General features: G+C 60.6%; 18 protein-coding genes. 12 read left to right on the forward strand and 6 right to left on the reverse strand.

Going from position 1 to position 24,719, the window contains the following annotated elements; translation table 11 throughout:
* The first annotated feature begins 73 nt into the window (after positions 1–73).
* From H3V08_RS01280 to ileS, 9 genes are all read left to right on the forward strand, one after another.
* Positions 74–1,429, forward strand: a complete 1,356-nt coding sequence (locus H3V08_RS01280; RefSeq protein ID WP_442859340.1) for a glycoside hydrolase family 30 protein — start codon at positions 74–76, stop codon at positions 1,427–1,429.
* A 19-nt stretch (positions 1,430–1,448) separates the two neighbouring features.
* Positions 1,449–3,563, forward strand: coding sequence for a beta-galactosidase (locus tag H3V08_RS01285; protein WP_198181347.1), 2,115 nt, complete (start codon positions 1,449–1,451; stop codon positions 3,561–3,563).
* A 25-nt stretch (positions 3,564–3,588) separates the two neighbouring features.
* Positions 3,589–5,889, forward strand: coding sequence for a glycoside hydrolase family 3 N-terminal domain-containing protein (locus H3V08_RS01290; RefSeq protein ID WP_198181348.1), 2,301 nt, complete (start codon positions 3,589–3,591; stop codon positions 5,887–5,889).
* Between the two features lie 105 nt (positions 5,890–5,994).
* The gene (locus tag H3V08_RS01295; protein WP_198181349.1) at positions 5,995–7,269 is read left to right on the forward strand and encodes a glutamate-cysteine ligase family protein; all 1,275 of its coding nucleotides are present in this window, start codon (positions 5,995–5,997) and stop codon (positions 7,267–7,269) included.
* Between the two features lie 107 nt (positions 7,270–7,376).
* Positions 7,377–7,844 (forward strand): GNAT family N-acetyltransferase, encoded by a 468-nt coding sequence (locus tag H3V08_RS01300; protein WP_198181350.1) that lies wholly within the window; start codon positions 7,377–7,379, stop codon positions 7,842–7,844.
* Positions 7,841–8,761 (forward strand): ribonucleoside hydrolase RihC, encoded by a 921-nt coding sequence (gene rihC / locus H3V08_RS01305; RefSeq protein ID WP_198181351.1) that lies wholly within the window; start codon positions 7,841–7,843, stop codon positions 8,759–8,761. Before H3V08_RS01300 ends, rihC begins: the two co-directional genes overlap by 4 nt.
* A 34-nt stretch (positions 8,762–8,795) precedes the next feature.
* Positions 8,796–10,175 carry a C4-dicarboxylate transporter DcuC gene (gene dcuC, locus H3V08_RS01310; RefSeq protein ID WP_198181352.1) on the forward strand — a complete coding sequence of 460 codons (1,380 nt, stop codon included), beginning with the start codon at positions 8,796–8,798 and terminating at the stop codon, positions 10,173–10,175.
* Between the two features lie 218 nt (positions 10,176–10,393).
* The gene (locus H3V08_RS01315) at positions 10,394–11,419 is read left to right on the forward strand and encodes a LacI family DNA-binding transcriptional regulator (RefSeq protein ID WP_198181353.1); all 1,026 of its coding nucleotides are present in this window, start codon (positions 10,394–10,396) and stop codon (positions 11,417–11,419) included.
* A 290-nt stretch (positions 11,420–11,709) separates the two neighbouring features.
* Complete coding sequence (ileS, locus tag H3V08_RS01320; RefSeq protein WP_332461781.1) at positions 11,710–15,057, forward strand: mupirocin-resistant isoleucine--tRNA ligase; 3,348 nt, start codon at positions 11,710–11,712, stop codon at positions 15,055–15,057.
* 197 nt (positions 15,058–15,254) lie between these two features.
* Here the strand turns inward: ileS and H3V08_RS01325 are convergent, their stop codons facing one another.
* From H3V08_RS01325 to murI, 3 genes are all read right to left on the reverse strand, one after another.
* Complete coding sequence (locus H3V08_RS01325; RefSeq protein ID WP_198181354.1) at positions 15,255–16,202, reverse strand: aldo/keto reductase; 948 nt, start codon at positions 16,200–16,202, stop codon at positions 15,255–15,257.
* A 355-nt stretch (positions 16,203–16,557) separates the two neighbouring features.
* Positions 16,558–17,409 carry a patatin-like phospholipase family protein gene (locus tag H3V08_RS01330; protein ID WP_198181355.1) on the reverse strand — a complete coding sequence of 284 codons (852 nt, stop codon included), beginning with the start codon at positions 17,407–17,409 and terminating at the stop codon, positions 16,558–16,560.
* A 57-nt stretch (positions 17,410–17,466) separates the two neighbouring features.
* Complete coding sequence (gene murI, locus H3V08_RS01335; RefSeq protein ID WP_198181356.1) at positions 17,467–18,252, reverse strand: glutamate racemase; 786 nt, start codon at positions 18,250–18,252, stop codon at positions 17,467–17,469.
* 67 nt (positions 18,253–18,319) lie between these two features.
* Between murI and H3V08_RS01340 the strand changes: the two genes are divergently transcribed.
* The gene (locus H3V08_RS01340; RefSeq protein ID WP_198181357.1) at positions 18,320–19,348 is read left to right on the forward strand and encodes a diaminopimelate epimerase; all 1,029 of its coding nucleotides are present in this window, start codon (positions 18,320–18,322) and stop codon (positions 19,346–19,348) included.
* A 39-nt stretch (positions 19,349–19,387) separates the two neighbouring features.
* On the opposite strand, the gene H3V08_RS01345 is transcribed toward H3V08_RS01340, so the two are convergent.
* A complete protein-coding gene (locus H3V08_RS01345) occupies positions 19,388–20,038 on the reverse strand; it encodes a vitamin K epoxide reductase family protein (protein WP_198181358.1) in 651 nt (216 codons plus the stop codon).
* Between the two features lie 104 nt (positions 20,039–20,142).
* Between H3V08_RS01345 and H3V08_RS01350 the strand changes: the two genes are divergently transcribed.
* Positions 20,143–21,051, forward strand: coding sequence for a PHP domain-containing protein (locus tag H3V08_RS01350; protein WP_198181359.1), 909 nt, complete (start codon positions 20,143–20,145; stop codon positions 21,049–21,051).
* Between the two features lie 44 nt (positions 21,052–21,095).
* Here H3V08_RS01350 and H3V08_RS01355 read toward each other — a convergent pair whose 3' ends face one another.
* Positions 21,096–21,335 (reverse strand): DUF3107 domain-containing protein, encoded by a 240-nt coding sequence (locus H3V08_RS01355; RefSeq protein WP_033490765.1) that lies wholly within the window; start codon positions 21,333–21,335, stop codon positions 21,096–21,098.
* 89 nt (positions 21,336–21,424) lie between these two features.
* The gene (locus H3V08_RS01360) at positions 21,425–22,978 is read right to left on the reverse strand and encodes a phosphotransferase (RefSeq protein WP_198181360.1); all 1,554 of its coding nucleotides are present in this window, start codon (positions 22,976–22,978) and stop codon (positions 21,425–21,427) included.
* 128 nt (positions 22,979–23,106) lie between these two features.
* On the opposite strand from H3V08_RS01360, the gene H3V08_RS01365 reads away from it, so the two are divergent.
* Positions 23,107–24,615, forward strand: a complete 1,509-nt coding sequence (locus tag H3V08_RS01365; RefSeq protein WP_198181361.1) for an ATP-dependent helicase — start codon at positions 23,107–23,109, stop codon at positions 24,613–24,615.
* Positions 24,616–24,719 lie beyond the last annotated feature (104 nt).

Below are 24,719 nucleotides of genomic sequence, written 5' to 3' on the forward strand. Positions count from 1 at the left end.
CGGTCGGGTGAACCGGCCGGGGTCCACGGTTGAGAAGGCATTAAGGAAGATTATGCAAAGGAGCGGAGGATTTATGAATGGAAACACTGGGCCTATTTGGGTCTCGACCACTCGTCAGCGAGCCATGCAGGAGCGGCCGCTGAGTGTATCAAGGTTGGAATCGTCAACGGATCTGGAATGGAGCGGTGCCAGGTTGCAGGCTCTAAGAGGGTTCGGCGGCTGCTTTAATGAGCTGGGCTGGCTGCCCCTGCAGGAGTTGGGAAGTGAAGATCGAGAACAGGTCATCCGTGAGCTCTTCAGTCCTGACGAGCTGAATCTGACCTTCAACAGGACTCCAGTGGGTGCCAACGACTTCGCGGCGGGTTGGTACAGCTACGACGAGACCGATGGCGACTATGACCTGAACCACTTCAGCGTCGACCATGATGAGCAGACCCTGATTCCATATATTCGACAGGCCCAGAAATATCAACCGAATATGGGACTCTTTGCCAGTCCCTGGAGCCCGCCCACCTGGATGAAAAGGCCCAAGGTCTACAATTTTGGCAGGATTGACATGAGCGAGCGCAACCTTTCTGCATATGCCCGCTACCTTCTGCGTTACGTCCGAGAGTATGACCGCCGTGGCATCCACATCGACCAGCTGCATGTGCAGAATGAGGTTTTTGCGGACCAGAAATTCCCCTCCTGCCTATGGTCCAGCGATGACATGCGCATCTTCATTCGAGACTATCTGGGGCCGCTTTTCGCCAGAGAAGCTCCGGATACCGCCATCTTCCTGGGTACGCTCAACGGTCCCGAGGACATGAAATTCGGCCCCGGGGGCATGGAGCTGGAGAACTACAACAGGTATGTGGACAACATCCTCTTCGATGAGGACTGCCGCAGATTCATCGCCGGCATCGGATACCAATGGGCCGGTCAGCATGACATCGAGCGCACCCATCTGTCCTGGCCTGAGATCGAGTTGGAGCAGACCGAGTCCGAGTGCGGTATGGGTAGCAATACCTGGGAATATGCAGAGTACATCTTCTCACTCATCAACCGGTACCTTCGTGCCGGAGCGACCTGTTACACATACTGGAACATGGTGCTCGGTCAGGGTGTATCCACCTGGGGTTGGAAGCAGAATTCGCTCTTCTCGATTGATGCGGACACAGGCCAATTCACGCGAAATCCTGAATATTATGTCATGCGCCACTTCTCCCACTATGTGCGCCCGGGCGCTTGCCTGCTTGATACCCGTGGCCATTTCAGCTCGATGGCCGCCGCCTTTGAGAACCCGGATGGATCGGTTGTGGTCGTGGCCCAGAACGCGCTCGATAGAACCATGCCCTTCTCATTCTCGTCGCGAGGAGGGGAAGGCGAGCTAGGCCAGGGTTTCCAGGTGATTCTGGAACCACGCTCCTTCAACACGTTCGTCCTATAGATGCAAATTGGAGCTCATCATGTCAGATAATGCGGTTCACGCCAAGGACCATTCAGCTTCGCGAGGCGATACGCGCCTTCCGGACAGCCTCATCTTCGGATGCGCCTACTATGACGAGTACATGCCCTATGAGCGGGTTGACAGGGACATGTCGATGATGAAGGCTGCAGGCATCACCACTATTCGTATCGCTGAATCCACATGGAGCACCCTGGAACCACAGCCCGGTGTTTTCGACTTCAGCCATGTGGACCGGGTGCTGGATGCCGCGGGGCGCTTCGGCCTTCAAGTTATCGTAGGCACACCCACCTATGCCGTGCCCGCCTGGCTGGTTGCCATGCACCCGGATGTTCTGGCGGACACTCCCCAAGGGCCCAACCGATATGGCGCGCGTCAGATCATGGACATCGTCAACCCCTCCTACCGATATTATGGCGAGCGCGTCATCCGCAGGCTGGTGAGCCATGTGGCCGATAACCCCCAGGTGATTGGCTACCAGGTCGACAATGAGACCAAGTACTACGACTGTGTATCACCCGACATGCAGCGCCTCTTCGTCAAGTACCTGAGGCAGCGGTTTGATGATGACCTGGATCGTCTCAATGCAGCCTACGGGCTGGACTACTGGTCCAACAGGGTCGACTCCTGGGAGGACTTTCCCGACCTGACCAGGACCATCAACGCGTCCTTGGGCTCGGCTTTCGATCACTTCCGACGAAACCAGGTGAGTCGCTACCTGTCCTGGCAGGCGGACATCGTGCGCGAATATGCCCGCGACGACCAGTTCGTCACCCACAACTTCGATTTCGATTGGGGTCCCGGCTGGTCATACGGGGTCCAGCCTGCCGTCGATCATTTCGAGGCGGCCGAATGTGCGGACGTGGCCGGCGTGGATATCTACCATCCCACAGAGGATGACCTGACAGGCAAGGAGATCGCCTTCGGCGGGGACATGACCCGCAGTCTGAAGGGTGGCGCCAATTACCTGGTTCTGGAAACCCAGGCCCAGGGGCAGGACGGTTGGTTGCCCTACCCGGGTCAGCTGCGCTTGCAGGCATACAGCCATATGGCCTCAGGTGCTGATGGGGTCATGTACTGGCACTGGCATTCCATTCACAACTCTTTTGAGACCTACTGGAAGGGTCTGCTCTCGCATGATCTGGAACCCAATCCCACCTATGAGGAGGCAGGCGGTTTCGGCAGGCAGGTGGCGCAGAAGGGAGTGGGTGAGCGTCTGATCCATCTCCAAAAACGCAACAAGGTGGCCATCATGGTGGGCAATGACTCACTGACCGCTTTGGACTGGTTCGCTCTGGAGACCGGCTTCCCGCGTGAGCAGGGGCAGATCTCCTACAACGACGTGGTCAGACGGGTATACGATGCCCTCTTCGAGCTGAACATCGAGTGCGACTTCATCAACGACGAGGCCGACGAGTCCTTGCTGGAACACTATGCCATGGTCGTGGTTCCAGCCCTGTACAGCACCAGTGAGGATACGCTGAGGGCTTTGGATGCCTATGTCCGTAAGGGGGGTCACCTGGTGGCCACGCTGCGCTCGTTCGTGGCGGATGAGAACCTTAAGGTCTGGCACGACAAGGCCCCGCACCTGCTGACCGATGCATTCGGCATCGATTACAACCAGTTCACCCGCCCCGGAGAGGGATTGACCCTGGATCTGCATGGCACACCCCAGGCCGAGCCGGCCTGCGAGGGGCTGATTGAACTGCTGAATCCGCGTTCCGGCACCGAGGTCCTGGCTTCCTATGACCACCCTGTATGGGGACGGTATGCGGCCGCGACCCGTCACAATCACGGTCTTGGCAGCGCAGAATGGATCGGTGCTCTTCCATCGGCCCAAGGTATGCGTCTGTTGCTCTCGGATGCGGCGGATGCAGCCGGTTTGCATGGACCTGCCCGTGACCTGGCCGGTGTGGTTACTGTACGCGAAGGCATCAATGCCCTGGGGGAGCATGTCGCCTACCTGCTCAATTACTCATCTGAGGAAGTCAGGCTTGATTCGCCTTATGAGGGCCATCTACTAGTGTCCGGCGGACAGTCCGATTCTCAGAAGCAAGTAGATCGGGGCCAGCCTATGACCATCGGGCCGTGGGATCTGGCAATCATCGTCAAGTAGGTTCGTAAGGAAGGAAGTTGGTCTGATGACAGTGGATGCTATGGCGCAGGATATGCCCTATCGCAATCCCGACTTGGGAGTGGATGAACGGTTGAATGACCTCGTGGGCCGGATGACCCGTGAGGAGAAGGTCGGGCAGATGATGCAGGTGGATGCCCGCCAGGGAATTGACAAGGAGGTGGTGGACCAGCACGCCGGATCCCTTCTGCATGTCTCTCCGGAGAACATGGTCAAGGCCGACGAGGCTGTTCATCGTACCCGTCTGGGCATTCCCCTGCTGATTGGTGACGACTGCATCCATGGACACTCCTTCTTCCGCGGAGCCACCATCTTTCCCGAGCAGCTCGGCATGGCGGCCTCCTTCGACCCTGATCTGATTCAGAGAATGGGTCGGGCCACGGCCAGGGAGGTGGCCACCACCGGCGTTCACTGGACGTTTTCCCCGGTCTTGTGCATAGCAAGGGACACCCGCTGGGGCCGGGTGGATGAGACCTTCGGCGAAGACCCCTACCTGATTGGGGAGATGTCCTCAGCCATGGTGCGCGGGTATCAGGGCGGCTCGGCCTTGACCGGAAAGCTGCCCAAGGATGCCGTGCTGGCCACGGCCAAGCACTTCGCCGGCTATTCCGAGACCCAAGGCGGGCGCGATGCCTCCGAGGCGGACCTATCCCACCGCAAACTGCTCTCATGGTTCCTGCCGCCCTTCGAGCGCCTGGCCAAGGAGGGTGTGGCCACCTTCATGCTGGGGTATGAGTCCATCGACGGGGTTCCGGTCACCGTCAACGATTGGCTGCTCAGCGATGTTCTTCGCGGGCAGTGGGGCTACCAGGGGACCCTGATCACAGACTGGGACAACGTGGGTCGGATGGTCTGGGAACAGAAGGTGCAGCCCGACTACACCAAGGCTGCCGCGGCCGCTGTCAAGGCGGGCAACGACCTGATCATGACCACGCCAGGCTTCTACCAGGGGGCCCTGGATGCACTGGATTCCGGGTTGCTCCGTGAGGAAGACCTTGATCGAGCGGTCAGGCACATCCTGGCCCTGAAATTCCGTATGGGGCTCTTCGAAGATCCGCGCCTGCCGGATGTTCAGGCCCAGAAGGCGGTCATCAACTCTCCGGAGCATCAGGAACTCAACCTTAAGGTGGCTCAGGAGTCGGCGGTTCTTTTGAAGAATGACGGCATCCTTCCCCTGTTCGGCGGGGTGGACGCGGAGGGTCGTCCTCGCGATGATGCGGCGCACAGCATTGCCCTGGTGGGGCCGCTGATCGATGATGCCCAGAACCAGCTGGGGGACTGGGCCGGTGGCTCGGGTCAATGCGACTGGATCGAAGACCAGCCTCGGGAGATGATTTCGACCGTGGCAGACGGGTTGCGTCGGGTGCTGCCGGAGAACTGGACCCTGAACTGCGAGCAGGGTGTCGATATTGTCCGCTTGGTTGACGACCCGGAGGGCCCGTTCTTCCCGGACGGGCAGCCCAGGCCCAAGGTGGCTGCCCCTGCCGAAATCGATCGGGTCCGGTTTGATAAGGCCGTCAACCAGGCCAGGCAAAGCGACCTGGTGGTGGCCGTGGTCGGTGACGTGGTCCAGTTGGTGGGTGAGGGCTGCTCGACTGCCACTCTGGAACTCTACGGCCCTCAGCGCGATCTCCTGGATGCCCTGGCCCAGACGGGCAAGCCCATGGTCATTGTGCTCATGTCCTCCAAGCCGTTGATTCTGCCCCCGTCGGCACAGTCGGCCAAGGCCCTGATCTGGCAGCCTGACCCTGGTATGCAGGGCGGGTTGGCCCTGGCCAGGATTCTGACCGGGATGGTCGAGCCCACGGGCCGACTGCCCATCACCTTCCCCAGGCATGCCGGGCAGTTGCCGGTCTACTACAACCAGATCCGAGGACAGCACGGCAACCGTTATGCCGACCTGACCCAGGAACCGGCCTTCGCCTTCGGACAGGGAATGGGTTACACCACCTTCGCGTACGGAGAGCCCCAGGTCGACGGCTCGGACACCGTGGGAGCTGAAGACGTGGTCAGAGTGTCCGTGGACCTGACCAACACCGGCCGGCTGCCGGGTACCGAGGTGGTCCAGGTCTACATCAGCGACCTGGTGACCTCGGTCAGCTGGGCCGACCGCGAGCTCAAGGCTTTCCGGAGGGTTCGGCTGGATCCGGGGCAGACCTGCAAGGTGGTCTTCGATCTTCCAGTGGCCGAATGGACCCTGGTTGATGCCGAATGTCGTCGCAAGGTCGAGCCTGGTCAGTTCCAGGTGCTGGTGGGGTCATCCTCTCGCAGGGAGGATTTGCAGGCTGTGACGGTGACCGTCGACTGAGTCTGCAATCGCCCTGGACTGTGGCCGTCTGTGGGCTGTCCGCCAGGTGCGGATGTCCTGGCGTGTTGATTGCCCGTGACCTCCGCGCGCTCCTACCATGGCAGCATGAGGGAAAACGGAAGCGTTGGATATGCACACCTGTTGACGGTGCCCAATCCCCGTCATGTGGACAGCCTGGTTGACTACTTCTCGCGGGGGGCCAAGCCTCCGTCCCGGTGGCGTTTCGGCGTCGAAATAGAGCATATCCCGGTCAGCAACGACGGGTGCGATTCCCCGGTTCCCTATGAGGGGGAGCGGGGCATAGAGGCTCTGCTTGCGGCCTTGGAGCCCTACTATGACGGTGATGCGGAATATCGCGAGGATGGACACCTGGTCGGGTTGAGCCGGCCGGGCTGCGTGGTCTCCCTGGAGCCGGGGAGCCAGGTGGAGTGCTCGCTGGGTGTGGTGCGCGATCGTCAGGGGTTCGAGGACCTGTACCGACGCTTTCGTGCAGAAGTCAATCCGATTGCCGAGCGATTGGGGTTCCGCCTGGTTGAATATGGGTACCGTCCGGCAGGTTCATATGCGGATGTGGGGGTCAACCCCAAGGAACGGTATGCGGTCATGAACACCTACCTGGGCCGCATCGGCCAATGCGGGCCGATGATGATGCGCAGTACCGCTTCCACCCAGATCAGCATCGACTATCGGGACGAGTCCGATGCCATTGCCAAGATTCGCCTGGGTACGGCCATCGGTCCCATTCTCGCCTACTTCTTCCGAAACACCCCGGTCTTCGAGGGTAGGCCCAATCGTCTGCCCTTGAGGCGACAGAGGATATGGGATTGGCTCGACCCTCAGCGTACCGGCCTGATCCCTGGTCTGTTCGATGATGGATTCGGTTGGGAGGACTACGCCGTTGATGTGCTGTCGACCCCGCTCATGGTGGCCGACGTCTCGCACACCCCTGAGGTGGAGGGGCCAGACGGGAAGCAGGTCTTCATTGCCTGGCATGAGAACGCCGGGGACATCTATCCCGACCGGCGACTCAATGATGCCGAGATTGCACATATCCTGACCACCCACTTCAATGACGTTCGATTGAAGAACTACATCGAACTCCGGCACTGGGACTCCCTGCCCATGCAGAGGGCCGGGCGGCTCCTTGAAATCATCGGCGGCGCCTTCTATGACCCCGATCGTTTTGCCGGGCTGACCGGCTTCCTGGACGGGGTCGACGAGGAGGATGTGCTCCAGGCCAAGGCCGACCTGCAGGTGAGGGGAGGCCGGGCTTGCCCCTATGGCCGACCTTTGGACGTTTGGAGGCAGACCCTGGGTGCCGAGGACACCCTGGATGACCTGCCGGGAGACCCTAGGAATACCGGGCGATTCCAGGACTGACGGTTAGTGCGAAACTGCTGAATTAGACAAACCTTGGGCGTCGGGTTACACTCTGATGTGTTGATAAAACGTTATAGCAACGTGGGCACTCAAAGGAGAGGATTCCAATGGAGGTCGTCATTCGGCACGATGCACTGACGCCGGAACTCTATGAACGGGTGCGTTCGACTGCGGATTTTCATCCTTACCCCATCGATGATGTAAAGGCGGCCCTGGTCGGTGGCTACTGCTCGGTCGTGGCCGATGTAGACGGTGAACCGGCCGGTATCGGCCGGGTCGTGGCCGACGGGCGCATCGCCTTCTTCATCAAGGACCTCGTGGTCTTGCCCCCTTACCGTCACCAGGGTGTGGGAAGTGTCATCCTCCAGGCTCTGCTGGACCGAATTGGACAAGAGGCCTGTGAGCATGCCTACGTAGGGCTGATGGCCACCCCCGGCAAGGAGGGCTTCTACGAGGGGCATGGTTTTACCCGGCGACCCGGTCCGGGTCTGGGAAGCGGGATGGTCCTCTTCCTGGATGGTGCCCGTGAGGCGCGAGTATCAACTGTAAACAAGTCAAAGGAGAAGGAATCATGAATCCTACACCTGTCATCATCGATACCGACCCGGGAATCGACGATGCCGTCGCCATCGCCCTGGCATTGTTCTCGCCCCGGCTGGATGTGCGTCTGATTACCACGGTGGCCGGTAATGTCGGCTTGGACAAGACCACACTGAACGCCCTGCGGTTGCTGACCTATTTCGAGCGACCCATTCCGGTGGCCCAGGGGGCCCCCGCTCCTCTGCTGGAGCCGTTCGTGGATGCCAGTGACATCCATGGAAAAACCGGAATGGAGGGCTTCGACTTCCCTGAGCCCGATCACTCCCTGCTGCTGAAGGAACATGCGATCGAGGCCATGCGCAAGGAGATCATGGACTCGTCCGAACCGGTCACCCTGGTGACCATCGGACCGCTGACCAATATCGCCCTCCTGCTCAAGGTGTACCCCGAGGTCGCCAAGGGGATTGGGCGGATCGCCATGATGGGAGGCTCCACTGCCCGCGGCAACCGTGGCGTCATGTCCGAGTTCAATATAGCCACGGATCCCGAGGCCGCTGCCATTGTCTTCGAGTCGGGAATCCCCATCGTCATGGCCGGTCTGGATGTCGGTCTCAAGGCCCTGGTCCTGCCCGAGGACAGCGCTCAGCTGCCTGCCATGGGGAAGGTGGGCACAATGACCCACGACCTGTTCAAGAAGTACCGCGGAGGAAGCTTCGCCACGGGTCTGAAGATGTACGATCCCTGCGCTGTCGCATGCATCCTGGCCCCCGAACTCTTCGAATTCGCGGAAACCTCAGTTGAGGTGGAGCTGGCGCAGGGGCCGACCCGCGGTTGCACGGTCGTTGACCTGAAGGGGTATCGGAACCGCGCCGCCAATGCTTCTGTGGCTGTCGATGTGGATTCCGAAGGATTCCGGGCCTGGTTCCTGGACGGCATGAGCAAGTGCATTTGATAACAAAAGTAAGATCAAGAAAGAGAGTCAATAGATGATTGCGGAGATCATTCTGGTTCTGGTCGTCCTGGTGGCGATCGGGTACCTGATCATCAAGAAATACAATCCGGCCCTGAGCCTGATTATCGGTGGCCTGGTCCTCCTCCTGGGTGCCTGGGCTCTGGGACATCCCCTGTATGATGCGGGCAAGGGTACCGGTTTCGGTCTCTTCGATGTCTTCATGGTATTCAAGGACACCATCCTCGACCAGCTCCAGGCCGCCGGTCTGGTCATCATGGTCCTGTTTGGTTACTCGGCCTACATGAACGTCATCGGAGCCAACCAGGTTGCCGTGAACTACATGGTCAAGCCCCTGCGTCACATCAAGCACAAGGCGCTCATCGTGCCGGCTGTCTTCCTGCTGGGTAATGTCATGTCCCTGGTCATCCCCAGCGCTTCCAGCCTGGCGATCATCCTCATGTCGATCCTCTACCCGGTACTGGTGGGCATGGGCCTTTCCTCACTGACCGCCGCCGGAGTGATTGCCTGCACGGCCACCATCATGCCCACCCCCTTGGGTGCGGACAACGTCATTGCCGCCAAGACACTCAATTACGATCTGATCGAATATGTCGGCAACAATGCCAAGATCGCCATTCCCTCCCTGCTTATCATGGCTTTGGCCCACTACCTCTGGCAGAAGTGGTGCGACCGTCATGAGGAGGGCACGGTCATTGCCGACCAGGCCGAGCATGAAGCGGAAGCCGTGCGTGATACCACCGGTATTCCCGGATACTACGCCTTCCTGCCCCTGCTGCCCCTCATTCTGATCCTGGTCATCGGTATTGCGGCCATGTTCGTCAAGGGTCTGACCATGGATATCGTGGTGCTGACCTTCATCTCCTTCTTCATCGCGGTCATCATCGAGACCATCCGCCATCGCTCCTTCAAGAAGATCCAGGGATCGGTCGTCGAGATGTTCACCGGTATGGGTCGTGGCTTCAGCCAGGTGGTCATCCTGGTCTGCGGCGGCTCCCTCTTCACCACCGGTGTGCAGAAGCTGGGGCTGATTGATGCCCTGACCCACTCTGTGGAGGGATCCACCGGGGCCGGCCTGACTGTGGCTCTGATCTTCGCTCTGGCCACCTGCCTGTTCGGCTTCCTGTCCGGTGGCGGCCTGGCCATGTTCTACGCGGTCATCGCCCTGGTGCCCGGAATCGCTGCTGCTGCGGGTGTCAACGGCATCCTTATCGCCTTGCCCATGCAGATGATCGCCAACCTGGCCCGTGGCATATCCCCGGTGGCGGCGGTCATTATGATCGTGGCTGCCAGCATCAAGGTGGAGCCCACCAAGGTGCTCAAGCGGACCAGCGTGCCCAGCATCGTGGGCATCATCAGCGTACTGGTCCTCTCCGTCCTCCTGCTTCCGTACTGATAGGCGGCGGGAATCATGCCAGGGGCCTCCCGGTGTCGATGTTGTCGGCCCTGGGAGGCCCCTGTTCGATTCCAGGTGTAGAGGTAGGTCGCCGACCGACCGTCCGGCCTCTGTGGGGTCAGCCGGGCGGGCCTGGTACCTGGTGCGTGTTCAGTATCCAATGTTGAGTCTGGGCTATGCTTGAAAAGTTGCAGCTTGTCAAATGAGAAAGAGTCTTTATGGGATTTGTGACTATTCGCGATGTGGCGCAAGAGGCAGGTGTCTCCATCGCGACCGTCTCGCAGGTCCTGCACGGCAAGGGCAGATTCTCAAACAAAACCAAAACGTTGGTGCTGAACACCGTTGATGACCTGGGGTATATTCCGGACTCGAGGGCCCAGGCCATCCGTGCGTCCGATTCCAAAATGGTCGGCCTTTTGGTGCCTGATCTGCGTAACAGGTATTTCGCCGATCTGGTCAGCTCCGTTGAGGGGATTCTCTACGAGAGCGGATACAACACCCTGATTGGTACATCCGCGGAAAACGTAGAGCGTCAGGACTCTTTCATCACCAACATCCTGGGGCAGCGATTCGACGGACTGATTGTCATTCCCCAAGGCGAGAAGTCGGACGGGTTGAAGGCTCTGGTGAAGCGGAAACTTCCCACGGTCTTCGTGGATCGACGCGTACCGGGTATGGATACCATTCCCTATGTGGTTTCTGACCCCAGGCCCGGCCTGGAAGAGGCGATGAGCACACTGCGCGCCAATGGGCACAGGAAAATCGCCTACCTCGCCCACCCATCCTTGAAGTCTTTCAGCCTTAACGAGCGTGCAGAAGCCTTCAAAACGCTGAGCCCCGACTTCTTCGGGGACGGCGGGGCCCTGACCCTCTCAAGTGATGGTACGGGTGCCTCTCTTGAAGCGGCCCTGGATAGGATTACCGAATTCGGTGCCACGGCCCTCATCTTCGGGTACTCACCTGATGCGATCAGCTGTCTGGGCATCTTCCACGACCGTGGAATCAGAATCGGATCCCAGATGTCTCTTGTCTCGTTCGATGACATCGATGTCTTCAATCTCATGACCCCCAGGATTTCAATCATCTCCCAGCAGGCCGGTCACATGGGGCGCAGGGGAGTGGATATGCTCCTTGAACTGATCCGGAATGGGGTTACGGGTCTGGGACCCATGTTGAGCATCCCCACGATTTTCGTCCAGCGGGAGTCTGTGGGGAAGATACAGGATTCCGATTCCCGTACCTGAGCGGGGCCGGGAAGATGATTCATGTCATTTTCCGAGACCGCCCTGGCAGCAAACGCCCGGTGGTATATTCTTTAGGTAGTGGGCAGTGATCCGTTATCAGCGGGGAGCCTTCGGAAGAACGGGACCATTGCGATGCGTCCCCAGTAGAACCGACGGGTGGGCCCGTACAGCCCAATCAGATCAAGCGGTCCGGTACGGTTCCGTCCGGGCAAGCGAGGTGGTACCGCGGTGGACCCCAGGGTCCCTCGTCCTCGACATGGTGAATGAGCAACCAGCGAGGAGCGTGAACGGTGAATCGGACCACTGATACCTCAACCATGACAAGTCGGGACGGCGACGTCTACCCCAAGGCGGTGGTCGACCCTGCTCTGTCCAGGGTGACACCCAACCCATCCTTCCCCGGGATGGAGGAGTCCGTGCTGGACTACTGGGACCGTGACGATACCTTCGACAAGTCCGTGGACCGTCGGCCCTCGGGCGACCATGCCGACAATGAGTTCGTCTTCTTTGACGGTCCTCCTTTCGCCAATGGTCTGCCCCACTACGGGCACCTGCTGACCGGGTACGTCAAGGACGTGATTCCTCGCTATCAGACCATGAAGGGGCGAAAGGTCAACCGGGTCTTCGGCTGGGACACCCACGGCCTGCCTGCCGAGCTTGAGGCCCAGCGCGAACTTGGCATCGACAGCGTGGACCAGATCGAGGGCATGGGCATCGAGAAGTTCAATGATGCCTGCCGTGCCTCGGTGCTCAAGTACACGGGCGAGTGGAAGGACTATGTCCATCGTCAGGCACGCTGGGTCGACTTCGACCACGGCTACAAGACCCTCGACGTCTCCTACATGGAGTCGGTCATGTGGGCCTTCAAGACCCTCTACGACAAGGGTCTGGCCTACAAGGGGAACCGGGTTCTGCCTTACTGCTGGAAGGACCAGACCCCCCTGTCCAATCATGAGCTGCGCATGGATGCGGATGTCTACCAGGACCGGCAGGACACGACGGTTTCCGTGGCGGTCAAGCTTCGGGACGAGGACGCCTATGCCGTCTTCTGGACCACCACCCCCTGGACCGTCCCCACCAATCTGGCCATCGTGGTCGGGGCCGACATCGAGTACTCCGAGGTCAGCCCGGTGGAGGGCCCCTTCGCCGGTAAGCGTTTCTACATAGCCACGGCCCGCCTGGGGGATTATGCCAAGCAGCTGGGGGAGGACTACCAGGTGGTCCGCACTCTCAAAGGGGCCGAGATGGATGGTTGGCGGTACTGGCCCGTCTTCCCGTACTTCGAGGGGGAGCAGGCCGAGTCCGAAGGCGGCACCCCCGGCCCCAATGCCTATACGATTTACACGGCCGACTACGTCGACACGGTGGAGGGTACCGGTCTGGTCCACCAGGCCCCTTACGGCGAAGACGATATGAACACCCTGAACGCCAAGGGCATCCGCAGTGTGGATGTGCTCGATGCCGGTGCCGTATTCACCAGTGTCTGCCCGGACTATGAGGGCGTACAGGCCTTCGAGGCCAATATGCCCATCATCCGCAACCTACGTGCCGGGGACGGCCCCCTGGCCAGGGTTCCCGCCGAACACCGGGCCATACTCTTCCAGGAGAAGAGCTATGTCCATTCCTATCCCCACTGCTGGCGCTGCGGCACACCGCTGATCTACAAGCCGGTGTCCAGCTGGTTCGTCTCCGTGACCAAGATCAAGGATCGTCTCCTGGAACTCAACCAGGAGATCAACTGGATTCCGGAAAACGTCAAGGACGGCCAATTCGGTAAGTGGCTGGCCAACGCCCGCGACTGGTCCATCTCACGCAATAGATTCTGGGGTTCGCCCATACCGGTCTGGGTCTCGGACGATCCCAAGTACCCCAGGGTGGATGTCTACGGCTCCCTGGAGGAGCTCAAGCGGGACTTCGGCCGCTACCCGACCGATGACAAGGGTCAGGTCAACATGCACCGACCCTGGATAGACCAGCTGACCAGGCCCAATCCTGACGACCCGACCGGCAAGTCGACCATGCACCGGATTTCGGACGTGCTGGACTGCTGGTTCGAATCGGGGTCCATGCCCTTCGCCCAGTTCCACTACCCCTTCGAGAACAAGCAGTACTTCGAGGACAGGGACCCCTGCGATTTCGTGGTGGAGTACATTGGTCAGACCCGTGGCTGGTTCTACACCATGCACATCATGTCTACGGCGCTCTTCGACCGACCGGCCTTCAAGAACGTGATCTGCCACGGTATCGTCCTGGGGTCCGACGGACAGAAGATGAGCAAGCATCTGCGCAACTACCCGGATGTGAATGGGGTCTTCGATGAGTATGGCTCAGATGCCATGCGCTGGTTCCTGATGAGCTCCTCCATCCTTCGTGGCGGCAACCTGGTGGTCACGGCCGATGGAATCCGCGATACGGTCCGCCAGGTCATGCTGCCGGTCTGGAGTTCCTACTACTTCTACACCCTCTATGCCAATGCGGCCAATGGGGGGAATGGGTATGAGGCGCAACGGCTGACGGCGGACCAGGTCGGCGACCTACCCGAAATGGACCGCTTCCTGCTGGCCCGTCTGCGTCGCCTGGTTCTGACCGTGGAGAAGGCCCTGGATGATTTCGCCATTTCGGATGCCTGCGATGCCGTCACCGACTTCATCGATGTGCTGACGAACTGGTACATCCGCAACAATCGTGACCGGTTCTGGAGCGAGGATCACCAGGCTTTCGACACCCTCTATACGGTTCTGGAGGTCTTCTCCAGGGTGCTGGCCCCGCTCGCCCCCATGGAGGCCGAGGCGGTCTGGCGCGGGCTGACCGGCGGTGAGTCCGTCCACCTGGAGGATTGGCCCTTCCTGGTCGATGAGACCACTGGCGAAGAGACCGAGCTGGGTCAGGTCGTCAAGGACGATCCGGCCCTGGTCGCCGCCATGGAAAAGGTCCGGGAGGTTGTTTCAGCCACCCTCTCCCTGCGCAAGTCCGAGCAGATTCGCGTCCGTCAGCCCCTCTCCAGACTGACCGTCATCGACCACGATCCCGAGGCGGCCCGGCCCTACGCGGGTATCCTCAAGTCCGAACTCAACATCAAGGATGTGGAGTTCTGCACTCTGGACCAGGCCCAGGAAGAGGGTCTGCGCATCATCCACGACCTGAAGGTCAATGCCAGGGCCGCCGGGCCCAGGCTGGGCAAGCAGGTGCAGTTCGTCATCAGGGCCTCCAAGACCGGTGCCTGGCGTGAAGAGGACGGTCGTGTGGTCGTCCAGACTCCTGGCGGGGATGTGGCCCTGGAACCCGCCGAGTATCAGCTTGACAACCGGGTTGAGCAGGAGGACGGAGCCAGGATGGACCAGTCGGTCTCGTCCGCCCTGCCGACAGGAGGATTCGTCATTCTTGATACCCAGCTCAACGACGACCTCCTCGCCGAGGGGTATGTGAGAGACCTGATTCGGCAGGTTCAGGATGCCCGTAAGGCCGCCGATCTGGATATCGCAGATCGGATAGACCTGACCCTGACCCTGCCCGAGGCCGATGCGTCGAAGGCCGAGCGGTTCCGGGACCTGATCAGCCAGGAGACCCTGGCCACCGGCCTGGAGATCAGGTCGGACGAGGGTCTGACCGAGGCCCAGGTGGACCTGGCCAAGGCCTGACACAGAGCCGGAAAAATGGGGTTCCCATCCCGTCAAGGATGGGAACCCCATTTTCCTATGCCAGGTTGCGCTTGGCAGGTTTCATCGATCGAAGCACGTGGTCTGGTTGACTCCGCTCGGCCTGTAATCCAGGTCGTAACCAGTCCTATCTCTCGGTCCTGGTCCGTACGATTGCCGCCTGCCACTCAATGAGAGGCTCAGGCGCCGACCATGTCGCTGACGGTGTTCAGGGTCTGTACCTCGTCATCGCTCAATTCCAGTTTGGCTGCCGCCAGGAGAGCCGGCAGCTGTTCGGGAGTACGTGCCGAGGCGATGGGGGCCGCAATCTGCGGGCGGTGGTTCAACCAGGCCAGGGCCACCGTGGCAAGCTCGGTCCCATGCGCCTTGGCGATGTCGTCCATGGCAGAGACCACGTCCAGGCCCTCCTGGGTGAAGAAGTCCTTGACCATGCCTTCACGCTGCTTGCCCTTCAGATCGTCCATGGTGCGATACTTGCCGGTAAGGAAGCCGGACGCCAGGGAGAAGTAGGGGAATACGGCCAGGTCCTCGTCCTTGGCGACCTCCATGAGCCCATCCTCATAGGTGGATCGATACACCAGGTTGTACTGAGGTTCCAGGGCCACCGGCAGGGTCAGATCGTTCTCACGGGCGATTCTGAACCATTCGCGAATCCGGTCGGGGGAGTAGTTCGAAAGGCCGATGGCGCGGACCTTGCCCTCCTTGACCAGCTTGTCGAAAGCGGAGACGGTCTCTTCCAGAGGAGTCTCCTGATCGTCGAAGTGGGCGTAGTAGAGGTCGATTACATCCACGCCCAGGCGGAGCATGGAGGCGTTGGCTGCATGCTCGATGTTCTCGGCCGATAGACCGGGATACTGAGGATGCTGGCTGACCTTGGTGGCCACCAGTACCTCGTTTCGTTTTTCGCTCCTGGCCAGCCATCGGCCCAGGATGATCTCGGATTCGCCGCCGGAGTGGCCCGGCGCCCAGGCCGAGTAGACGTCGGCGGTGTCAATCAGGTTTCCCCCGGCTTCGACGTAGGCATCGAGGACCCGGTCGCTGGTCTGCTCATCGCTGGTCCATCCAAAGGTGTTTCCGCCAAGCACCAGGGGGAAGATATCCGTATCGGTATTGCGAAGTTGTGTCATGAATCGTCCTTTCGGGAAAGGTGCATTCGTCCACGGTTTCGGCGCGGGCTGGTAAGGCCGAGTCTATTACCTTCGATTACGCTGGCGATGTATTTCCAAAGTTCGGAGAGGCTCAGACCAAGATTCGAACCCCAGTGGTGCTGAAATGACGGCATCGCGGATACCTGGCCAGGAGCCCGAGGTCAGGACCCTTGAGGAGGGCGGGGGGGGGGTAGGCGAAACCATGACTTAACCGTGCTGGTCGCGTTGGTCGCCAGACGATCTGTTTCAGGCCAGGCATTTCGTTCCGATGTCCTGACGGCAGACGCACATCACCGAAAGTCCGACCACCAATCAGCCGGATGGCTCGCCGGATTCAGTCGGACAGGAAGTCCCTGATGGCCTCGGCACTCCGATAACCCTTGTCGTACATCTCGTTCAACCCCTTCATGGACTTGCTGAGGGTGGTCAGTCCGCACAGACTGTCGGGTGCCAGAATCAGGACCTTGCCATCTCTCTCGGCCTCCTTGGCAAGGGCCACTTCGTCGTTGTAGGTCCTGTATCGCTCCAGGAGCCGTTCCGCGGCCGCCGGGTAGGTCCTGGACAGGATTTTCGCCGGGAGGACGTCCTTCTTCTGTTCGCGCAGGATATCGCGCTGACGGGTCAGGATCAGAACCACGCGTTCGTACCCCTCATCCAGGGCCTTCCTGATCGGTACTGGGTCGGCAATACCACCGTCCAGGTAGGGTACTCCCTCGATCATGTAGGGCTTGTTCGCCAACGGCACCGTGGACGAGGCCTTGAGAATGTCGTAGTTATCCTGAGCCAGATCGGACTTGTCGAAGTATGTCGTCGATCCGTCAAGTGCGTTGCAGGCCACAACGGTCAACCCTGCGGGGTTCTTCCTCAAGGCTGGGTAATCCAAGGGGCATTCCCCGTCGTGGGCCGAAAGCGTCCCGTAGACGTAGTCCAGGTTGACGTAACTTCCCTCTCTGAGGAAGTTGCCCGCACTCGCGTACTTCTTCCGAGAGGAGTAGACGGTATAGAACTTGTAGCATCGCCTGAGTTGACCCGCCTGGAAGGAGGCCAGGTTGGCACTGCCGGCCGACACCCCGTAGCAGTGGTCGAAGGTTATGCCCTCCTCTATGCAACGGTCGAAGACGCCGGCGCCGAAGATGGAACGGAACCCGCCGCCTACGTCGATGACTGCTGTCCGGTTCGTTCCCATAAGGCACCTCGTTTCGTCGGTTATCCCTTACAGCTTATGCGTGGATGATGGACAAACTCAGGATTTGCAGGTTTCGAGCAGGTGCCGGGAGTACTCGATAATCCGTGGCGATGAATCGGAGTTGGCGATGTGGATCCGGCCCGGCGCTTCGCTCTCGTTCAGCCGCCCGGCCTCGGACAGGAGGTCCCTGAGGTGCCTGGCGGTGCCTTCATTGCCGTCCATCAGGGCCAGGCCCGGTGGACAGAGGCTGGCGATACGGTCCTTGAAGAAGACGAAGTGAGTGCATCCCAGAACGATTGAATCCATGGTGTCCAGGTCGTACCGGTCGAGGTACTTGTGAAGTGTCGCGTCCACAAGGTCATGGTCATCCAGGTGGCCCGACTCGACTATCCGGACCAGGTCCGGACAGGGCTGGGCGAAAATCGTGTGGGTGGCCTTGAACCGGTCCATCAGACGGGAGAATCTGTCTTCCTTGAGAGTCAGGGGAGTGGCGGTCACAATGACCCGCTGGGGGAGACCACCGCCCCGCTGGCAGGCCGGTTTCAGTGCCGGCTCCATGCCGATGATGGGAACGGGATAGCGCCGACGCATCTCTTCCACGCAGACGCTGGTGGCGGTGTTGCACGCAATGACCATCGCCTTGACGCCCTGGTCCATGAAGGCATCACCGATGTCTATGCACCGTTGGGTCACCATCTCGGGAGGTTTGGTCCCGTAAGGGGCGTTCGCCGAGTCGCCAAAGTAGCTGAGTTCCTCGGAAGGCAGGAGGGCATGGATGCTGGCGGTGACGCTCAATCCTCCGAGTCCGGAATCAAAGATTCCGATCGGTGCCCCTGAACCCATCTGACCAGCTCCTTTCCAAGCCGAATGACCAGCCTAGCCTGTCGGTGAAAGGCCGTACCCTACAACCATGAGTATTCCCCGGACTGTTTACAAAATGCATGCAACCGGCAACGATTTTGTGGTCTATGCGGATCCCCAGGGGACCCTGGAACCCAGTGCCGACCAGGTTCGCTGGCTCTGTGACAGGCACTTCGGGGTTGGTGCCGACGGGGTGATTCGTCTGGCCCACCCTCAGGATGTGAGCGACCTGGACCAGGAGGCCATCGAGGGGTGTAACCGGTTCGGCTGCCAGTGGTTCATGGATTATCGCAATGCTGACGGGTCACTGGCGCAGATGTGCGGCAACGGGACCAGGGCCATCACCCTCTTCGCCCAGAAGCAGGGGTTGGCTCCGACCATGGATGGATCATCCTTCCTGCTAGGCACCCGTGCCGGGGTCAAGCGCATCGTTTCCCGTGGCGCCGCCTCTGACGTGGACGGGTATGTCTTTACCGTCAACATCGGTGCCTGGACCATGGGTGCCCTCGGCGGGCAGATGGTTGACGGCGGCGCCTTGGGCGGATCGGCTCCGGGAACCCTGGTCGATATGGGCAATCCTCATGTGGTGGTCCTGGCAGGACTGGGCGAGGGGTTTGCCCGGCAGGGTTCGGAAGGCACCGGGATCGATGGGAACGGTGCAGGCGGGCACTCCATGCCGGATGGATTGCCGGGAGCTGTTTCCGCTCTCCTGGGCAAGACCGAGCTGCCCGACCTGGACACCTTGGACCTCGGTAGGCAGCCAAATGCCCATCCGGGTCTTGACGAGGGGCAGAACATCGAGTTCCTCAGACTGGAATCCGTGGACCCCCAGACCGGATCGGGGCATGCCTCCATGCGCGTCTATGAACGTGGAGTGGGGGAGACCCTCTCATGCGGGACGGGGCTGAGTGCCAGCGGGGTGGTCCTGCGTGCCCTGACCGGCCTCGACCACTGGACCATCCGTGTGGGTGGCGGTGTCCTGGATGTTGACGTGGACGACCAGGAAGTCCACCTGACCGGCGAGGCCAGGATGGTTGCGCGGGTATCCCTTGAGGACATCCCCCGGGGTCTGGCCTGATTTGCCGAAGGTCGGCAAGAAAGCGGATTTCCGGTCGGGTCACCCGAAGATGGCCGCCCCCTCCTTGGCCAGGATGATGGTGATCAGGGCCGCCAGCCAGACCAGGTCCACCATAAGATCGAAGTGCAGACGGTAGTAAGCGCGCAGTCCCCTCCCCAGACCGGGCATATGCCCCTGGGATGAGGGAAGGCCCTGAACGGTTACCGTGGCATGGCTGAAGGCCATGAACTGGATGCTGGTGGAGGCCAGCATGACCAGGCACCATGGGCAGAGGGCCCTGATGACGAATATGGACTGGGTGAAGAGCCAAACGGCATAGGCCAGGGCCAGCAGGGATCCCAACCAGGTCAGGCCGGCCATCCAGGAGGGGAGCCCGACCCCGCTGAGTCCGACCACGGCCAGGGTCAGGAAAACCGTTTCGGCGGCCAACCCCAGGAAGGCGTTGGGAATGGGGAGGGTACCCAGATGAATCAGTTCGGCCTGCCATGACCCGGCCACGGTCGAGCACGAGACCACGGCGTTGATATCGCAACTGAGCCGCCCTTGGGGGTTCCTGGCCAGTTGCAGGGTCTCCGCAGCCAGGATGAGACTTGAAAAGAGGGCCATCAGGGAGGCGACCGCGGCCATCGTGTAGGTCCAGACATGCCCATGGCGCCAGCCTGGTGTGGCTTCGGGGATCTGCTCGTTCATGGCCACCACCTCGTTAGGTCTGAATGGTCCGGAATACGGGGGCGACTCCTACGGGGGAGCGCTCGCTAAGGGCGTTGATACGGAAGCGAGTTTAGGATGGAGGCATGACTCATCAGACCGGGGTGAACCCTGCCTCATCACATGAGAGGGCAGGATGGGACCTGCATTGCCACACGGTGTTCTCCGATGGGACCATGACCCCCGCGGAGATGGTATCCCTGGCCGGGAAACAGGGGGTGGCGGGTCTGGCCATAACCGACCACGATACGAATGCGGGTTGGGCCATGGCCACGGAGGCCGCCGAGAGTGAGGGGATGCCCCTCCTTTTGGGCACCGAGATAACGGCCGAGGACCAGAACGTCTCTGTCCACATGCTGGCCTACCTCTATGATCCCGAGGATATGGTCATCACCAGGCTTTTCGATAGGACCAGACAGGCCAGGCTGGCCAGGACCAGGACCATGGTGGACAGGATCTCCCGGGACTATCCGATTACCTGGCAGGATGTGCTGGATCAGGTCAAGGAAGGGGAGCGGACCACCATCGGTCGTCCCCACATCGCCGATGCCCTGGTCAGGGCAGGGGTCTATTCCGACCGGAGCAAGGCCTTCGCGGGGGTCTGCTCGTCGTCCGGCCCGTATTACCTGCCTACCCCGTCGCCCACCACCCACCAGGTGCTGAAGGCGGTCAAACATGCCGGCGGGGTCGTGGTCATCGCTCATCCGGGTGCCACACAGCGCAATCCGGTCCTACTCAGCGATGTGCAGATCGGGAACCTGGTCAGGGAGGGATTGGACGGCCTGGAGGTACGGCATCGTGACAACTCTCCTCAGGAGCAGGAACGCCTGCTGGCTCTGGCCGAGCGGTGGAACCTGCTGGTGACCGGTGGGTCCGACTGGCACGGCAAGGGTAAGCCCAATGTGCTCGGGGAGAACTGGACCAGCTCTGAGGTGGTCGGCCGCATCATCGACCGGGCATACGGAATCAGGCCGGTAGGATATCCCTCTGTCTGAGGGTTTCCTGCCGGCCTGTCCGTTCTGGTCTGTCGAGTTCTGACTCAGTCGGTGGCGCCACCCAAGGCACCGAATCCTACCGGATGGGTGGTGTCCGATCCGATGACCGCGTATCCCAGGGCATCCTTGGGAACGACGATGTGACGACCCTTGTCGTCCACCAGATCGATCGGCCCGCCTTCCTTCAAGGCCTGGCTGATGTGGGCCGCAACCTCGTCGGCCTTTTCGTCCGTGCTGAAGCTGACCGTGCGTGCCACGTTCCTGATGCCGAATTCAATATCCATGTTTGCCTCCAGGGATTCCGCCTGCCACTGAGTCGAATCGACAGGCAAATGTGCTGGTTTCATTATTCGCTGGTCGGGTCGATTACGCCCTAAGCGTCGTCTCCGTGCCGGCTGATGATTCCGTCGGTTGTCCTGGTCGGGGCATCGTCCGGACTGGACTTGCGAGGCATGATGATTGTCTCCGCGCCCGTCAACGGTGGTTCTTCGGCGGCCTTATCTTTTGTGGTCTCGGTTTGTGTCGCCGCATGGTGCGCAATGCCGTCCTCGTTCGGGACTGCGGGACCTTCTCCGGATGGTTCCCCTTCGGCAGTTGCGGTTTTTCCATCCGGGACCGGTTCGCTCTTGCTCTTGGTGCTGCTGTCGGCCTCTGTGACGGGGGCGTGGTCGGTCTTGGATTCCTCCTTGGCCTTGGCTGCCTGATGATTCATGGCGGTCTGTGTTCTGGCCAAATCGGCCATATCGACCTTGTTGATGGCGATGGTCACCGAGCTGTCGTCTGCAGGTTCCTCGGCCTTGTCCTGGTCGTCCTTGGGCTCGACTGTCGGCCTGTTGGGAGCTGCGCTTCCGGTCTTGCCTGATTCCGGTTTAGCGGGGTCGTTCTCGCCACCGAGGAGGTTCCCCACTGTAATCGTCGAAGGGTTGGAACCGGCGGCTGGCCTGGCTGGCTTGTGGTTTTGGCGGGCGTGGCTGAGCTGCTCATGCTCGCTGAGCTGCTGGGCCAGGCGTTCGACCTGTGCCTTGAACTGGATGATTCGCTCGTTGTCGGCCCGGTCAAGGGCGGTGATGAATTCGCCGACCTGCTCCATCTGCAGCCAGAGGTTTGCGCGGAGCATGATCAGATCGTCCAGACGGGAGCCCACCATCCTGCCGTAGGCGGCGATGACCGCATTGCGGCGGGACCCGTCCAGCTTGGAGAATATCCATGCCAGATCGCGGGCCGGGTCATTGACCTGCATGTCCTGCCATCCGTAAATGGAGCTCAGTCCGGAATTCGAATACAGGAGGTCTCCATCCGTGAATCCGCCATGTACAGTGCAGGTATCGAAAGACCAGAGCCCGTCGGTTTCTGCAATCGAAGACCAGCTGTTGGTGATTTCCTCGGGAACGTGACCGTCCTTGCGCAGGCGGGTGATCCAGCCCTTGAGCTGGGAGGATATCTGGCTCGTGGTGAAGGCCGGGTAGCCGTGTTCCCCGAGGAACTCGGGTCGTATACGGTGTATGGCCCCTATGGCCGTGCCTGCGGCCGTGCACTCGTTGATTGTCAACAGATGGAGGGGGCGAATTCTGCCCGGGCTGTGTTTCAGGACGGTCACACTGACCTTTCCTGTAGGACTGGCTTCGCTCAGTCCCGGTTCATAGGCCAGGACCCGCTCAACCCGGAAGCCCATTGCGGCGACTTCCTTGGCGTCTTCCAAGGCCCGTGCGGCCTTGACCCGGGCTGCCATGCGTTTCTTACCGGCCTCCTGGTCGGTTGCCCACACATCGTAGGTGTTCCCGGTGGAATCCTGGACCACTGCACAACTGATTCCCTCGGCCCGGTCCCTATGGCTGATCTGATCGCAATCCCTGGCGCCTGTCACCGGCACATCAGGCATGGCGGCGGAGGCCAGTGCGGCCAAGGTCAGCTTCGTTTTTTCACTCACACTCTCAGGATAATACAAGCGTAAGGCTTTGCGGGTGGCCTGGTACGTCGAAGAGGCTCTGCGTGGCACCTTCGACCACATGACCACCCCAATGCGGATTCGACAGGACGATTTGGCACAATGGGGGTGTGCATGAAGATCAGGAGAAGCTCCTAGGGGGGCTGGACCGGTTCCAGAGGGAGGCGGTCACCAGTTTGGACGGGCCGGTCAGAATCATAGCCGGGGCAGGTGCCGGAAAGACCCGAACCATCACCCACCGGATTGCTTATGCCTGTGCCCAGGGTAGTTGGGACCCGTCGAAGACCATGGCCGTCACCTTTTCCGTCAAGGCTGCTGCCGAGATGCGGTCCAGACTCACCGCCCTCGGTGTGCCGGAATCGGTCAAGGCCGCCACATTCCACTCGGCGGCCTTCCAGCAGCTCCGTCAGGTCTGGCCTCAGGTCAGCTCCTCATATCCACCCACCCTGATTCAGGATCTCCGCCCCCTGGTCAAGACCGCCTATAAGCGGGTCTGTGGTCAGGAGGAGGCCGATCCGGGCCAGGTCCGCGATTTGGAGGCGGAGATCAACTGGGCCAAGGTGGGCTTGATTGCCCCCAAGGAGTATGTCCGGGTTTGCGCAGCCACACACCGCACTCCGCCGGCGGGTCTCGATCCCGACAGGATGGCCGACCTCTACGAGGCCTTCGAATATGACAAGTCCACCCATAATCAAATGGACTTCAACGACATCCTCCTCCTGGTCTGTCACATCCTGGAGGAGGAGCCGGAGGCGGCGGCCGTCATCCGATCGCGCATTCGCTGGATGACGGTCGACGAGTACCAGGATGTGTCACCCCTGCAGCATCGCCTGTTGAAACTCTGGTTGGATGACCGAGACAATCTCTGCGTGGTGGGAGACCCTGCCCAGACCATCTACTCCTTTGCCGGGGCAACCTCTTACTACCTGTTGGGTTTCCCCGAGGAGTACCCGTCGATGAAAGCCGACCTGCAGCTCAATACGGACTACCGATCCACCCCCCAGGTGGTCAACTATGCCAATAGGGTCCTTTCCAAGTCCCCCAATCGTGGCGACTACCTGAAACTGAAATCGAACAGGGAGGCTGGCAAGCGCATTGGGACCACCCGGTATCAGGATGATGTCGAGGAAGCCCATGGGGTGGCTAAGCGTATAGAGCGGCTCATCCATGGTGGAGCCGATCCGGGGCAGTGCGCGGTGCTCACCAGAATCAACGCCCAGCAGCCGGTTATATGTGCAGCCCTGCATGAACGGGGCATTCCATACCGCCTACGGACCGACTCGGGCTGGCTGGACCAGAGTGTATCCGAGGTGACGGCTGTCCAGAGCACTGAGAAGACAATAGAGGATCTTCAGCAGGCCAGGGCGCGTGGTCAGGTCACCGTTTCCACCATTCACGCCGCCAAGGGACTGGAATTCGGCCATGTCTTCCTGGTTGGCTGTTCCGAGGGGCTTCTTCCCTTCGGTTCGCCGAGGGAGGGGGAGGACCTGGAAGAAGAACGCAGGCTCATGTATGTGGCGGTGACCAGGGCCGAGGACACCCTCCATCTCTCGTTCGCCGAGAAGAAGGATCCCGCCTCGTTCGCCAGACGTACCCCCAGTCGCTTCGTGCAGGGGTAAGCTCCCTCTTCAGACGGCGTGCAATATGAGGACCGGTTATCCTTTGTGAAAACCGCATGCACCCTTGTGAGGGGAGCATGGTTGCGGTTTACGGCGATGGAGTG

Source organism: Bifidobacterium sp. M0307 (assembly GCF_016100445.1).
Classification (GTDB): domain Bacteria; phylum Actinomycetota; class Actinomycetes; order Actinomycetales; family Bifidobacteriaceae; genus Bombiscardovia; species Bombiscardovia coryneformis.

Excerpts from the sequence above, each read along its gene's own strand:
- H3V08_RS01280 (WP_442859340.1), top strand. The coding sequence starts at position 74 with ATGAATGGAAACACTGGGCCTATTTGGGTCTCGACCACTCGTCAGCGA.
- H3V08_RS01285 (WP_198181347.1), top strand. The coding sequence starts at position 1,449 with ATGTCAGATAATGCGGTTCACGCCAAGGACCATTCAGCTTCGCGAGGC.
- H3V08_RS01290 (WP_198181348.1), top strand. The coding sequence starts at position 3,589 with ATGACAGTGGATGCTATGGCGCAGGATATGCCCTATCGCAATCCCGAC.
- H3V08_RS01295 (WP_198181349.1), top strand. The coding sequence starts at position 5,995 with ATGAGGGAAAACGGAAGCGTTGGATATGCACACCTGTTGACGGTGCCC.
- H3V08_RS01300 (WP_198181350.1), top strand. The coding sequence starts at position 7,377 with ATGGAGGTCGTCATTCGGCACGATGCACTGACGCCGGAACTCTATGAA.
- rihC (WP_198181351.1), top strand. The coding sequence starts at position 7,841 with ATGAATCCTACACCTGTCATCATCGATACCGACCCGGGAATCGACGAT.
- dcuC (WP_198181352.1), top strand. The coding sequence starts at position 8,796 with ATGATTGCGGAGATCATTCTGGTTCTGGTCGTCCTGGTGGCGATCGGG.
- H3V08_RS01315 (WP_198181353.1), top strand. The coding sequence starts at position 10,394 with ATGGGATTTGTGACTATTCGCGATGTGGCGCAAGAGGCAGGTGTCTCC.
- H3V08_RS01325 (WP_198181354.1), bottom strand. The coding sequence starts at position 16,202 with ATGACACAACTTCGCAATACCGATACGGATATCTTCCCCCTGGTGCTT.
- H3V08_RS01330 (WP_198181355.1), bottom strand. The coding sequence starts at position 17,409 with ATGGGAACGAACCGGACAGCAGTCATCGACGTAGGCGGCGGGTTCCGT.
- murI (WP_198181356.1), bottom strand. The coding sequence starts at position 18,252 with ATGGGTTCAGGGGCACCGATCGGAATCTTTGATTCCGGACTCGGAGGA.
- H3V08_RS01340 (WP_198181357.1), top strand. The coding sequence starts at position 18,320 with ATGAGTATTCCCCGGACTGTTTACAAAATGCATGCAACCGGCAACGAT.
- H3V08_RS01345 (WP_198181358.1), bottom strand. The coding sequence starts at position 20,038 with ATGAACGAGCAGATCCCCGAAGCCACACCAGGCTGGCGCCATGGGCAT.
- H3V08_RS01350 (WP_198181359.1), top strand. The coding sequence starts at position 20,143 with ATGACTCATCAGACCGGGGTGAACCCTGCCTCATCACATGAGAGGGCA.
- H3V08_RS01355 (WP_033490765.1), bottom strand. The coding sequence starts at position 21,335 with ATGGATATTGAATTCGGCATCAGGAACGTGGCACGCACGGTCAGCTTC.